The sequence below is a fragment of the Photorhabdus kayaii genome (assembly GCF_025384895.1).
Lineage (GTDB): Bacteria > Pseudomonadota > Gammaproteobacteria > Enterobacterales > Enterobacteriaceae > Photorhabdus > Photorhabdus kayaii.
Genome location: NZ_JAJAFZ010000092.1, coordinates 1 through 13,126, shown reverse-complemented (window position 1 = coordinate 13,126; position 13,126 = coordinate 1). Strand labels below are relative to the sequence as shown.

At 38.4% G+C, this 13,126-nt stretch carries 12 protein-coding genes and 2 pseudogenes; 4 read left to right on the top strand and 10 right to left on the bottom strand.

Annotated features, from left to right (window positions below; all coding sequences use genetic code 11):
• The 4 genes from LGZ98_RS21615 to LGZ98_RS21600 all read right to left on the bottom strand — a co-directional run bounded on the left by LGZ98_RS21615 (position 1) and on the right by LGZ98_RS21600 (position 4,285).
• On the bottom strand, positions 1-954 hold the full coding sequence (locus LGZ98_RS21615) for a methyltransferase (protein ID WP_113041838.1): 954 nt from the start codon (positions 952-954) through the stop codon (positions 1-3).
• Positions 955-1,513: 559 nt separating this feature from the next.
• Positions 1,514-2,467: a methyltransferase gene (locus tag LGZ98_RS21610; RefSeq protein ID WP_113041839.1), complete on the bottom strand. Its 954-nt coding sequence runs from the start codon at positions 2,465-2,467 to the stop codon at positions 1,514-1,516.
• Between the two features lie 733 nt (positions 2,468-3,200).
• Entirely contained in the window at positions 3,201-4,154 is a 954-nt protein-coding gene (locus LGZ98_RS21605; RefSeq protein WP_113041840.1) for a methyltransferase, read from the bottom strand.
• Positions 4,148-4,285, bottom strand: coding sequence for a hypothetical protein (locus LGZ98_RS21600; RefSeq protein ID WP_158536526.1), 138 nt, complete (start codon positions 4,283-4,285; stop codon positions 4,148-4,150). The genes LGZ98_RS21605 and LGZ98_RS21600 overlap by 7 nt, the downstream gene beginning before the upstream one ends.
• Before the next feature lie 510 nt (positions 4,286-4,795).
• On the opposite strand from LGZ98_RS21600, the gene fdhE reads away from it, so the two are divergent.
• The 4 genes from fdhE to LGZ98_RS21580 all read left to right on the top strand — a co-directional run bounded on the left by fdhE (position 4,796) and on the right by LGZ98_RS21580 (position 10,800).
• Positions 4,796-5,725, top strand: a complete 930-nt coding sequence (gene fdhE / locus LGZ98_RS21595; protein WP_262978563.1) for a formate dehydrogenase accessory protein FdhE — start codon at positions 4,796-4,798, stop codon at positions 5,723-5,725.
• A gap of 21 nt (positions 5,726-5,746) precedes the next feature.
• Complete coding sequence (selA, locus tag LGZ98_RS21590; RefSeq protein WP_113041842.1) at positions 5,747-7,138, top strand: L-seryl-tRNA(Sec) selenium transferase; 1,392 nt, start codon at positions 5,747-5,749, stop codon at positions 7,136-7,138.
• Between the two features lie 33 nt (positions 7,139-7,171).
• On the top strand, positions 7,172-9,031 hold the full coding sequence (gene selB / locus LGZ98_RS21585; protein ID WP_113041843.1) for a selenocysteine-specific translation elongation factor: 1,860 nt from the start codon (positions 7,172-7,174) through the stop codon (positions 9,029-9,031).
• A 119-nt stretch (positions 9,032-9,150) separates the two neighbouring features.
• Entirely contained in the window at positions 9,151-10,800 is a 1,650-nt protein-coding gene (locus tag LGZ98_RS21580; protein ID WP_228902831.1) for an LTA synthase family protein, read from the top strand.
• On the opposite strand, the gene LGZ98_RS21575 is transcribed toward LGZ98_RS21580, so the two are convergent.
• The 6 genes and pseudogenes from LGZ98_RS21575 to LGZ98_RS21550 all read right to left on the bottom strand — a co-directional run.
• The gene (locus LGZ98_RS21575) at positions 10,777-10,956 is read right to left on the bottom strand and encodes a hypothetical protein (RefSeq protein WP_125026265.1); all 180 of its coding nucleotides are present in this window, start codon (positions 10,954-10,956) and stop codon (positions 10,777-10,779) included. The two genes, LGZ98_RS21580 and LGZ98_RS21575, sit on opposite strands and share 24 nt — an antisense overlap.
• Positions 10,940-11,188, bottom strand: a pseudogene (locus tag LGZ98_RS21570) (HipA domain-containing protein); the annotation flags it as partial. The pseudogene LGZ98_RS21570 and the gene LGZ98_RS21575, both read right to left, overlap by 17 nt.
• Positions 11,189-11,304: 116 nt before the next feature.
• Positions 11,305-11,586, bottom strand: coding sequence for a helix-turn-helix domain-containing protein (locus LGZ98_RS21565; RefSeq protein WP_065388823.1), 282 nt, complete (start codon positions 11,584-11,586; stop codon positions 11,305-11,307).
• Between the two features lie 126 nt (positions 11,587-11,712).
• On the bottom strand, positions 11,713-12,117 hold the full coding sequence (locus tag LGZ98_RS21560) for a DUF1240 domain-containing protein (protein ID WP_262978562.1): 405 nt from the start codon (positions 12,115-12,117) through the stop codon (positions 11,713-11,715).
• On the bottom strand, positions 12,110-12,541 hold the full coding sequence (locus LGZ98_RS21555; RefSeq protein ID WP_262978561.1) for a hypothetical protein: 432 nt from the start codon (positions 12,539-12,541) through the stop codon (positions 12,110-12,112). Before LGZ98_RS21555 ends, LGZ98_RS21560 begins: the two co-directional genes overlap by 8 nt.
• A 56-nt stretch (positions 12,542-12,597) precedes the next feature.
• Positions 12,598-13,126, bottom strand: a pseudogene (locus tag LGZ98_RS21550) (hypothetical protein); the annotation flags it as partial.

Below are 13,126 nucleotides of genomic sequence, written 5' to 3'. Positions count from 1 at the left end.
TTATTTTACACCTAGTTGGATAATTGAATATGATTCGTCGATATCTTTAACATCTTGAATGACCAGCCCTGCTTGGTTAGCCAAATATTCGAATTCCGTTAAGTCACGCTCTTTCCCTAAAGATGATACATCCATTAATATATCAAAATATTTAATTGTTTTAGACTGTGGCTTTTTCATTAAAGTTATTAATAAAATAGTTGCATTATTACCCATTGCCTTTCGGCAATTTTCTAAAATGAGTATTGCATCATTATCAGGCCAATCATGAATAACATTCTTTAGAATATATAAATCGTAACCTGCCGGAATTGATCTAAAAAAATCTCCATCTATAAAATCTATGTTTTCGTAATCAGGAAGTACATTATATCTGTCCAATACAGCGTAATGTTTTTCTTTTATCTTTTCACTCATTCTTATCAGAAGATTCCCTTCGCCTCCGCCAACATCTAATATTTTATCGTGTTGACTAAAATCATAAATATAAAATAATTTTTCAATCATTTTATCTGAATCTTTTGACATTAAGGAATCAAATTTTGATTTGAGCAATTTATTACTATCCAAATGCTCAAAGAATGGTTTTCCATTCGCTATTTCAAATGCCGATTTACCATTATTTTCAAGTAAGGATTTTGGGTACATTAACCAAGCGTTCCAGAGATCTGAGTTAAATTCCCACTTTGCAATTAATGATTCCATACTCTCAGGATCGGCAAGCACACTACATTCCTCAGAAAGTGCAACTCTATCATTGCTGCTAACCAATACCCCGATTTCAATTAAGAAATCACATAATCGATTAAGTCGAGAATAATCAATACCATATTGGCTGGCAAGTTCGTTGATATCCATATAAGTGCCATTTTTAAAGTGAACAGACAAACCTGTATCCACAAAAGTATAGATGGCAATTGATTTTCTATATGATGTAATAAGTTCGGCTAGCATTAGTTGTCCTTTATATCTTTATCTTATATACCCATCATCTTTCAAGTTGCCTCTTTGTTGGCTGTACTCCCTTACCGTCGCGATGCATCTTGAAATCCATAGAGTATAAAAAAGTGAATTTTTTATCTAAAATTCAGAAAATACCATGATAATTTATTAGGTATTCTGATAACTAGAATGAGTTCATTAACTTTGCTATCTTTTCTTGGTAATATAAATGAAGATATCATTCTCCTTATTATCCAATTGGTTAACTGACTTTGGTTATGTATTTTTGGGGTTAAAATTGTTAATTATCGGGCTATATTAAACATGATAAAAAGAAATGATGAAGATTACAATTAACTCTTTTAAGGGGTTTTAAAAATCAAATAAAATAATTTAACTTAATATATTTATTTATGCTATCTAAATTATTTTCATTTCCACGAATGAACTTTCTTTCCACTTTAATATCCATATATTTTATTGATATAAAAAAGTATGTCATCAAATATTTGCACGACATACTTATTATATATTTTTTCAGAGAAACAATATCCATACAATTATATTTAAATTATTTTACCCCTAGCTGGATAATTGAAGATAATTCATCGATATCTTTAACATCTTTAATAACCAATCCTGCCTGGTTAACCAAATGCTCTAATTCCGTCAAATAACGCTCTTTTCCTGAAAATAGTACATCCATTAATATATCCAAATATATCACCATTTTAGATTGTGGTTTCTTCGTATAACTTATCAATAAAACAGTTGAACCATTATCCATTGCCTTACGGCAATTTTCTAAAATGAGTATTGCATTCTTATCAGGCCAATCGTGAATAATATTCTTTAAAAGATATAAATCATAACCTGATGGAATTGACTTTAGAAAATCTCCATTTATAAAATCTATATTTTCCAAAACAGGAATTTCATCATATCTATCTAATACAGCGTAATGTTTTCCTTTTATCTTTTCGCCCATTTTAACCAAAAGATTTCCTTCTCCTCCTCCAACATCTAATATTCTGTCGTACTGGCTAAAATCATAAATATCAAGTAGCTTTTCAATGATTTTATCTGAGATTTTTGACATTGAAGAATCAAAATTTGATTTGAGTAATTTATTACTAGCTAAATATTCAAAGAATGATTTTCCATGCTCTATTTCAAATGCCGGTTTTCCATCATTTTCAAGTAAAGATCTTGGATACATTGACCAAGCGCTCCAGCAATCTGGACTCAACTCCCATTTTACAATTAATGACTCCATACTTTCAGGATCGGCAAGTGCACTACATTCCTCAGAAAGGCTAACTTTATGGCCGTGGTTAACCAATACCCCAATTTCAATTAAAAAATCACATAATCGATCAAGTCGTGAATAATCAATACCACATTGACGGGAAAGTTCGTCTATATCTACATAAGCTCCATTTCTAAAGTGAATAGATAAACCGGTATCAACAAAAGCGTAGATTGCGGCTGATTTTCTATACGATGTAATAAGTTCGGCTAGCATTGAGTTATCCTTTATGTCTTTATCTTATATACCCGTCATCTTTCAAGCTGCCTCTTTGTTGGCTGCACTCGGTCACATAGTTACCTATGCTCCCGGGGATTCACTCCCTTGCCGTCGCGATCCATCTTGAAATCCATAGGGTATAAATAGAGTAAGTGTTTTATCTAAAATACATTAAATACCATAATGAATAATTGGATATTTCGATAACTAATATGTGATTATTATCTTTGTTACCTTTTCATCGTGAGATAATAAAAATTCCACTTTCCTTATTTGCCCATTGTTTAACTTACTTTAATAATGCATTTTTAAACAGAATTGTTAACTATCAGACTATATTAAATTCGACAAAAATAAATGACAAAGATCACAATTAACTCTTCTCAGAAACTTCCAATATAAAATAGAATTGTTTAATATAGTTATTAATCGTTTTTATTGTCAGAGAGTAAGTTTGCTTTCTATTTTAATACTTATACCCGTCATCTTTCAAGCTGCCTCTTTGTTGGCTGCACTCACTCACCCCGGTCACATCGTTATCTATGCTCCCGGGGATTCGCTCCTTTGCCGCCGCGATGCATCTTGAAATCCATAGGGTATATACATTTAATTATTAACATAAAATAAAATGTGGCATCAAATATCTTGATGCCACATTATATATATATATTTCACAATGATCGATTATAAATATAATCATCTTTGGAAATAATCCTAAACCCCTAATAATTTATTTTACCCCTAATTCTATAAATGAAAATATTTCATCTAAATCTTCATAAGATCGAATGACAAGTCCCGCTTGGCTAGCTATATCTTCGAATTCAGACAAATAACGTTGTTTCGCTGAAAATAGCATATCCATTAATATATCCACAGATTTAACTACCAAGGATTGTGGTTTTTTCATTAAGGTTATTATCAAGAGGGTTGTGTTATTATCCATCGCTTCTCGGCAATTCTTCAAAATGGATATAGCATCATTATCAGGCCAGTTATGGAGAACATTTTTTAAAATATATAAATCATAACCTGTCGGAATTGGCTTAAAAAAATCTCCGCTTATGAAATTTATACCTTCTGAAATAGGCACTTCATTATATCTGTCCAATACAGCGTAATCTTTTCCTTTGACCTGTTCACTGATTCTGATCAAAAGCTCTCCGTCTCCACCCCCCAGATCTAATATTCTGTTATGTTTATTAAAATCATAAATAACAAGCAATTCTTTAATTATTTTATTTGTGTATTTTGACATTAAAGCATCAAAATCTGATTTTAATCCCTTATTACTATCCAAATGCTCAAAGAATGATTTTCCATGCACCATTTCAAATGCCGATTTACCATTGTTTTCCAGTAAGGATTTTGGATACATTAACCAAGAATCCCAATGTTCTGAATTGATTTCATATTTTACTGTTAAGAATTCTACGCTATTAGGATCAGCAAGTGCACTGCATTCCTCAGAAAGTGCAACCCCTTGGTTGCTGCTAACCAATACTCCTATTTCAATTAAGAAATCACATAGCCGATTAAGTCTTGAATAATCAATACCATATTGACTGGCAAGTTTGTTAATATCTACATAGTCTCCATTTTTAAAGTGAATAGATAAACCAGCATCAACAAAAGTATAGATTGCAGCGGTTTTTCTATATGATGTAATGAGATCGATTAGCATTGAATTACCCTTTCTGTATTTTTAAATGAGGTTATTATATAGAACATAGATAGTACCACTATAACTAACCATATATATCCGTCATCTTTCAAGTTGCCTCTTTGTTGGCTGCACTCGCTCACCCCGGTCACATAATTATCTATGCTCCCAGGGATTCACTCCCTTGCCGTCGCGATCCATCTTGAAATCCATAGGGTATATAGTTGAAACACTTTTATCCCCAAATGTAATTATTAACTTTGCTATCTTTTCCTTATGAGATAATGAAAATTTGATTCATTTTTGACAATTGCTTACTCACTTTAATTATATGTTTTTAGCCGTAAGTAATTAACTCTCAGACTATATAAAATATGATAGAAAGAAATGTTAAAAATCACAATTAACTCTTTTTAGGGGTTTTTAAGATTAAATTAAAAGATATGCCTTAATAATATTTTTCTTTCAGAAAACTCACACAAAGAATGAATGATTATAAAAAGATTGATAACCATTTCATGAATATATTGATTATTACCGACCACATAATTTCAAGTATTATCTCTGTAGCCCAGAAACCACTTTTGATCTATGCTGAACGCTAAAAACAAGCTTAAGATTATTATCAATCTAAAAGCCCCACAGCAGGAAGATAGAACTTAATGAGTATCCACATCGTTCCTCAAGAACAGCTGAGCAAAGATCGCATCAATGAAAAAACAGCAGATTATATCCCACCATTGCTTTTTGCTAATCTGAGAAATCTTTATCAGCGTCGAGCAGAACGCCTGCAACAATTGGCAAAAGAGAGTCCATTCGTTGATTATCTTAACTTTTCAGCACAAGTTGCCCAAGCTCAGCAAAAAGCGTTGCATGATAATCCATTGAAAATGGAGATAGCAGATATCTTAGAAAAATCTGTCATTGAAGGTAAACCGCCTCTGGATTGCAAAACCTTCCAACGTACTGAACACTGGCAAAAATTACTTCACTCTCTGATAGCAGAATTACTGCCAGATGCGTCGGAACATGTTAATGCCGCTCTGGATAATCTAGAAAAAGCGCCAGAACAGGAGCTGGAACAGATGGCCGATGCTCTGCTGAAAAATGAATTCAGTAAAATCAGCCCTGAAAAAGCACTTTTTATCTGGGCGGCACTTTCCCTCTATTGGGCACAAATGGCAAATCAAATCCCAGGAAAAGCGAGGGCAGAATATGGTGAACATCGTCAGTTTTGCCCGGTTTGCAATAGTATGCCGGTCTCTAGTGTCGTTCATATCGGCACAACCAACGGGTTGCGTTATCTGCATTGTAGTTTGTGTGAAAGTGAATGGCATGTGGTACGGGTAAAATGCAGTAACTGCGAACAAACACGCGATCTTAATTATTGGTCACTGGATAGTGAACATGCCGCTGTGAAAGCGGAAAGTTGCGGCGATTGTGGTAGTTATTTGAAAATTCTCTATCAGGAGAAAGATCCGAAAGTTGAAGCTGTTGCTGATGATCTAGCTTCACTGATCCTCGATGCCAAAATGGAAGAGGAAGGTTTTGCCCGCAGTAGCATCAACCCGTTTTTGTTCCCAAATGAGTAACAATGAATTGACGGAATTGCCATGACACATAAACCATACCCATTGTACAGCCAGCTCCCCGCCATTGATCGTCTATTGCATGAGCCACAGATAGCCCCATTCGTGGAACAATATGGACAGACGTTGGTCACTGCCACATTAAGAGGAATGCAGGAGCAGGCCAGAATCAATATCAAGCAGTATCAGGTACTGCCTGATTGGTGTGATAACTGGGCCTTGGCACTTGGTCAGCAACTGGAACAGAAACAAGTTTTGGCTTTAAAGCCGGTGTTTAATCTTAGTGGTACGGTGATTCATACCAATCTTGGCCGAGCATTAATGGCAGAATCAGCGATTGAAGCGGTAACACAAGTGATGCGTTCACCTGTAACGTTGGAATATTCCCTCAATGACGCCGGACGTGGACACCGTGACCATGCTTTGGCGGATTTACTGTGCGAATTAACCGGGGCGGAAGATGCCTGTATTGTTAATAACAATGCAGCGGCGGTGTTGTTATTGCTGGCAACCGTAGCATCCGGTAAGCAAGTTGTGGTTTCTCGTGGCGAACTAGTGGAAATTGGTGGCGCATTCCGTATTCCTGATGTGATGGTTCAGGCAGGATGCCGATTAGTTGAAGTCGGCACAACAAACCGCACTCACCTGCAAGATTATCGGCAGGCGATTAATGAAGAGACCGCTCTCCTCATGAAAGTGCATGCCAGTAACTACAATATTGAAGGTTTTACCACGGAAGTGTCTGGCCGTGAATTGGCCGCTCTGGGAATAGCCTCGCAAATTCCTACTGCAATTGATCTGGGTAGCGGTTCCATGATCAATATGGCGCAATATGGCTTGCCAGCCGAACCTATGCCTCAAGATTATCTGAATCAGGGCATCGATTTGGTCACTTTCTCTGGTGATAAATTACTGGGGGGACCACAAGCTGGCATTATTCTCGGCAAAAAGCGCTGGATAGAAGCAATCCAGCGTCATCCGCTGAAACGTGCTTTGCGGGCAGATAAGATGACGCTGGCCGCTTTGGAAGCCACATTGCGGTTATATCAGCGCCCCGAACAGCTTTGCCAACAGTTGCCAACGTTACGTCTGTTAACCCGTTCACAACAACAAATGCATGATATGGCACAACAGCTATTACCTCAGCTTCAAGCACATTACGGTGACCAATTTATTGTTCGTGATGAACCCTGTTATTCACAGATTGGCAGTGGTTCACTGCCGGTTGATCGTCTGCCGAGTTGGGCTTTGACTTTCGCTGCCGTTGATGGTCAGGGGAGCTCGTTAGAGCGGTTGGCCCGGTGCTGGCGTGGATTAGCGAAACCCGTTCTTGGTCGTATCTCTGGCGGACGTTTATGGCTGGATTTACGCTGTCTTGAAGATGAAAAAGCACTATTGCAGGCACTATTGCTGTAATTTTCTGAAATACAATAATTTTCTGAAACTATTATGATTTTTGCCACCGCGGGCCATGTTGATCATGGTAAAACCACACTTATTCAAGCGATTACCGGCGTTAATACAGCCCATTTACCGGAAGAGAAAAAGCGTGGGATGACCATCGATTTAGGTTATGCCTATTGGCCGCAACCGGATGACTCTTCGGTTGGTTTTATCGATGTGCCCGGACATGAGAAATTCCTCGCTAATATGTTGGCAGGGATCGGAGGTATTGATCATGTTTTATTAGTGGTTGCCTGTGACGATGGGGTAATGGCTCAAACGAGAGAACATTTAGCTATTCTGCGTTTGATTGGCCGCCCGGCGATGACAGTTGCGCTCACTAAAGCAGATCGAGTGGAATCGCAACGAATAGTTGAAGTCCGCCAACAAATTGAACATCAACTGGCAATGCAGGGTTGGAGCGAGTTCCCTCTGTTTGTAACGGCTGCGGCGGATGAAGAAAGTATTGTCCCTTTGAGGCAGCATCTGTTGCAGTTGCATCAGCAAAATAAGCAGCATGAAAAATTACATCAGCGTTTTCGTCTAGCGATAGATCGCGCTTTCAGTGTAAAAGGAGCGGGTCTGGTCGTAACGGGAACAGCATTGGCCGGCCGGGTCAGGGTGGGAGATACCCTCTGGCTAACCGGCCGGGATCAGCAAGTCAGAGTACGTGGCTTGCATGCTCAGAATCAACAGGCCGATACGGCTCAAGCCGGGCAACGTATTGCACTGAATATTACTGGTGATGTGAGTAAAGAACAGGTTTCCCGTGGTGATTGGCTACTTTCCCACAAACCCTTTGAGCATGTAGAAAAGGTATTGGTGGAAGTAGAAACTGATGAACCTTTGCGAAACTGGCAACCAATTCATATTCATCATGCTACCAGCCATATAACGGGGCGAATTTCATTACTAAATCAACTTTCTGATAAGCCTCTGCTGGCTGAATTGACGCTTGATAGCCCATTGTGGTTGGTTGAGAATGACCGGCTGATATTGCGAGATATCAGTGCCAAAAAAACAGTTGCTGGTGCGCGAGTGATAAATCTAAATTCCCCCCGTCGTGGTAAGCGCCAGCCAGAATTTTTGCATTGGCTCACTCGGCTTGCCAAAACATCAGATCATGCAGCTAATTTAGCGCTCCATTTGCCACGAGGCGCACTTTCTCTCAACCACTTTTCTTGGGCACGTCAGTTAACGGAAGCAACTCTCCACCAGCTACTCATTGATAAGGATGTGATTATTGCCAATGGTATGGTGTTATCACAGAACAATGCCAGATTAGCAAAGCAGAAATTACTACAAGTTTTGGCTGAATATCACCAGCAACATGTCGATCAACTGGGTTTAGGCAGAGCACGTCTAAAACGGATGGCGCTGCCAACGCTGGATGAAGCGCTAGTTTACACTTTGATAGATGCATTGCTCAGTGATGGACAGCTAAAGCAATTACGAGGTTGGTTATATCTTCCTAAACACGGTTTGTCTTTTAGTGATGAACAGGCAAAATTATGGCAACGAATAGCCCCCTATTTCACAGATGATCCGTGGTGGGTACGCGACCTGGCTGCTGATTTAAAAGAAGAAGAGGCAACAGTCCGCAATTTGTTGAAAAAATCCGCTCAATTGGGGCATATTATCGCGATTGTTCCTGATCGTTATTATTGTAGCCAACGAATTCAACAATTCGCGGAGCTAATTCGCCAATTTAATCAAGATTATGGTGCAATTACCGCTGCGGATTTTCGTGATCAACTCGGTATCGGTCGTAAATTGGCTATTCAGATATTGGAATTTTTTGATCGCAGTGGTTTTACTCGTCGTCGGGCTGAGTCGCATATTCTCAGAGATAATGGGCTATTCTGATGATTTTTTTATTTAAAATATAGATGATTTCGGCAAAATCACCGTCTTGTTTCATCGATTCAACTGATCTGTGTTATTTTGCCAACCGTGGACCATCTATTAATTGGATTCAATACGATATGAAAAAGAAGATAATATCGGGTGTTTATCTGGGATTATTGTTTATTGCAACTTTAATACTGGTTTTTGAAAAAAGTGAAGATATTTACCCGGCACTGATCGCTGTCGGCGTGTTTGGTGTGATATTTGGCCTCGTGTTTTTTGTGTCAGCCCGGTTACTGTTTTCTACGGCCTTTACCGGAACACTGTTTATTATCTTTAAGTTCCTCAATCAGATAAAAGTGCATTACTACAAAGAACAGTTGATGTTCTCCGATCTAAACTTGATGTTTGATCCTGCCAATCAGGAAACATTACGCCACTATTGGCTGGCCGGTTTAGGCGTTGTCGCTATGTTTATCTGGTTGATTTTTAACATGACGCTGAGTTGGAAAAAATCATCTCCCCTCCGTGGATTCAAATGGCGTACTGTCGGCTTGGTTCTGGCGGCGTTCTGTACATGGGAAGTGAGCGCTACTGCCAATGCATTCAGAGCGCAGTGGGAATCTTCACTACCAAAAGGACGTGGTACAGTCACCAATATGGTGATGTCGGCTAAAGATGCCAAATATCATGCGCCTCAGTTTGGGCAATCATCCGATTATTTTCTACAACAGGCTAGGAATATTGTTCTGCCTGTACCGCAGTCAGCGATTAAACCTGACGTGGTGATGTTATTACAGGAATCCACCGTGACTCCGCATATCTATCAACTGCCTGATGATACCCGCTTACCTAATCTTTATATGTTTCAGCGGGATTTGGGTGTCAGCGCACAAAGTCCAATGCGGGTGCAAACTTTCGGTGGGGGTACCTGGTTATCTGAATTTTCTGCTCTGACGGGCTTAAATACAGATGATTTTGGCTCACGTAAAAATGCGGTTTTTTATTTTATTGTTGATCACCTGAAATACAGCTTGTTCCGTGAAATGAAACAGAATGGCTATTACACGGTTGTTTTGACGCCATTTAATAAATCTTCTTATCATTCCGGTCATGCCTATCAGACTCTCGGCGTTGATCGCATTATTCAGCCACAGGAATTGGGATATCCCGCCAGTCTCGATAAAAATCTGTGGACTATCTCTACCCAAGAGATGTTGGGCTATGTGAAAGAAATTTTGGCACAGGAAACGAATAAGCCGCTCTTTATTTTCTCACTGACTATGTATGAACACGGCCCATATGATGAAGATCATGCTGATGATTACGGGCTTGCCGGACATGTAAAAAATTCACAGGCAGTGGGTAAGTTCAGTCACTACATGGAGAAAATCAAAGCTTCTGATCCGGCAATCAAAGATTTCAGTGAATTTGTTGCTAAACGGGAAAAGCCAACCATGTTCCTCTACTTTGGTGATCATCAACCCAATATCAGCCTAAATCAGTACAATGGCGTATTTTCAAATCCGGGTCATATCACCCAATTTACTATGCGGGATAACTTGCACCAGGGAGCATCTATTCAGACTGATGAACTGACGGATATTTCATTCCTCGGTAGCATGATTATGGAGAGAGCTAAACTGGATGCTTCACCTTTTTATCGCGCGAATATGACAATGCGTCATCTCTGCCGGGGAGCGTTGGATGATTGTCAGGATAAAGCGCTGGTGGAAAGTTATAAACACTATATTTATCAGCAACTAGACGTTGCAGGTAAAAAGTAAGTTATACCCGTTATCTTTCAAGCTGCCTCTTTGTTGGCTGCACTCACTCACCCCGGTCACATAGTTACCTATGCTCCCGGGGATTCGCTCCCTTGCCGTCGCGATGCATCTCGAAATCCATAGGGTATATATACCCATAATGTGAGTAGGTGCCATATTTATATGGCACTTGCTGTAGATAAAAAGGCGTTAGCCGATAATGCCCTTCAGCCTCAATAAACAGTAAAAAGTTTTTTGCATGGCCGTCTGTGGCAGCCAACAGCCAAAACAATACTTGGATCTTCATAAATTCATAACGGTCAGTCTCGGCTTTAACCGAACCCAAGAGGCAGGACATGATCTCGGGAATCCCAGGACCACCATGACTCTCACACTTTTTCGCCGAAGGTTAGCACTTTCTCTAGTTCCACCTCGGATAAGGGCTTATATTCAATCCTCTTGATTGGCTTTGGTGAATAAATACTCCAACCCGATAACCGTTCATGTAGACATCCAGTGCTGCCATTACCACTCCTCTTTCCACACCGGGTCCGACGTTGTGCAATCATCTTCCACTGACGAATTTATCTTAGTAACGTTTCTTGGCCGGATATCGAGTTCTAAATTCAACGCCGACATAATCTTAAAGAAGGTCTCCAGCTTGGTAGAATCTGGGTGTAGCTCAAAGCTTGATACCGTGTCCTGCCGAATACCCACTTTGCTTGCCACTTTGCCCTGAGAAAGTTTTTGAGTAAGCCTGATATCTTTTAAATATACGCTAAGTTGTTTCGAGTTAGTCACTTTCATATTGAGATCAACCAATTTGAACAGTTAACCTCATTGTTACACGCTATGACAGGTAAATCAATTTTTACACGCTACAGCCGGTAAATATAGTTTTACCTGTTATAACCGGTAAATAAAAACATATTATTAGTGACAAAGTGAAATATCCTTAACATACTTATTTGGTGCCATCCATGATGATTTACTACAGATTAAATATCCCTCAGATTTCAATTCATCATCAACATAAAAAGATACAAATAAAGTAAGAATAAATCCAATTATCGATACACATGAAATATAATCCCCAATTTTACTATTAAGACGTTTCACCTTACCCAATGATATTCTATATAAAATAAAAGAAATATAAATCAACACAGAACTAAACCAAATAGCTCCCGCGCTTTTCCATGAGAATGTAATAACACTATCATGCTTAAAAAAATCGATATAATTATTCAATGAAAAAAATATAGATAACACTGCCATAAAAAGAAGTAATAAAATTCCAGAATATAATTTGGCTTTATTTTCATTTATATTATCCACGACTAAACCTACCCCACATATTAAAAAACTGATCCGGATGATATGGTGTCGGATTTGTTTTTTTATTTTTTATATTTTTAATTATCGTTTCACTAATTTTAAAGTGGTCATCTAACCAATATAAAGCAAGAGAAGTTAAAAACCCAATCGCAAAAACGCCAAGAGCTACAAGCATAAGACTTCCCCCTAAAGCTAAAATTGGAGAAACGATTAGAGTATTAGTAGCCGTAGCAATACCTATTGAGATAGCTAATTTTGCACCATCAATTGTTAAATTAACGAATAAATCAACCAATCCATATTCATCTTTAAATATTAACTCAACTAGTCTATATGCGGCTGAAAATACTATACCGAATCTAGCGCCTTGGGCAATTCCAGCTTCAATACCTAGCGTACCTACCCCAAAAGACACTATACCCAATGGATTTCAAGATGGATCGCGACGGCAAGGGAACGAATCCCCGGGAGCATAGATAACTATGTGACCGGGGTGAGTGAGTGCAGCCAACAAAGAGGCAACTTGAAAGATGACGGGTATATACGTGGATTATTAGCCAGATATCTTGTAGCGTTTAAATAGTTTCTTACACTAGGGTAACCTGATAACTTTATATATCTTCTTCCATCCTTACCAAAATACTCTGTTGCTTCCACACAGAAACTTCTTAAATCATTTACTATTCTTGCCACCCCAAAAGAATCATGGATATTACCAGAAAATGATGAAGCTGGATCAACATATGAATAAAAGGTTTTAATATTATTTTTCCATGAATTATAGAAATTATGATCTAGTGTTTTCATATAATCTATAGCTTCATCTTTTGTCAATAAAGCAATAACTTCTTGGTTTAGTTTAAATTGATGTTCCAATTCCAATAGCATACGGTTATATTTTTGCTCTTCTATTTGCTTCTTAAAATCAAGATGATCTTCTAATCTGTAATCATTATCAACAAATGTTTTTAACCGTGGGTCATACTTCATCTTGTAACTCCATCTATAT

Bases quoted from the DNA above. Each gene is read 5' to 3' on its own strand.
- selB (WP_113041843.1), top strand. From the start codon at position 7,172: ATGATTTTTGCCACCGCGGGCCATGTTGATCATGGTAAAACCACACTT.
- selA (WP_113041842.1), top strand. From the start codon at position 5,747: ATGACACATAAACCATACCCATTGTACAGCCAGCTCCCCGCCATTGAT.
- LGZ98_RS21580 (WP_228902831.1), top strand. From the start codon at position 9,151: ATGAAAAAGAAGATAATATCGGGTGTTTATCTGGGATTATTGTTTATT.
- LGZ98_RS21575 (WP_125026265.1), bottom strand. From the start codon at position 10,956: ATGGCACCTACTCACATTATGGGTATATATACCCTATGGATTTCGAGA.
- LGZ98_RS21605 (WP_113041840.1), bottom strand. From the start codon at position 4,154: ATGCTAATCGATCTCATTACATCATATAGAAAAACCGCTGCAATCTAT.
- LGZ98_RS21615 (WP_113041838.1), bottom strand. From the start codon at position 954: ATGCTAGCCGAACTTATTACATCATATAGAAAATCAATTGCCATCTAT.
- LGZ98_RS21565 (WP_065388823.1), bottom strand. From the start codon at position 11,586: ATGAAAGTGACTAACTCGAAACAACTTAGCGTATATTTAAAAGATATC.
- fdhE (WP_262978563.1), top strand. From the start codon at position 4,796: ATGAGTATCCACATCGTTCCTCAAGAACAGCTGAGCAAAGATCGCATC.
- LGZ98_RS21610 (WP_113041839.1), bottom strand. From the start codon at position 2,467: ATGCTAGCCGAACTTATTACATCGTATAGAAAATCAGCCGCAATCTAC.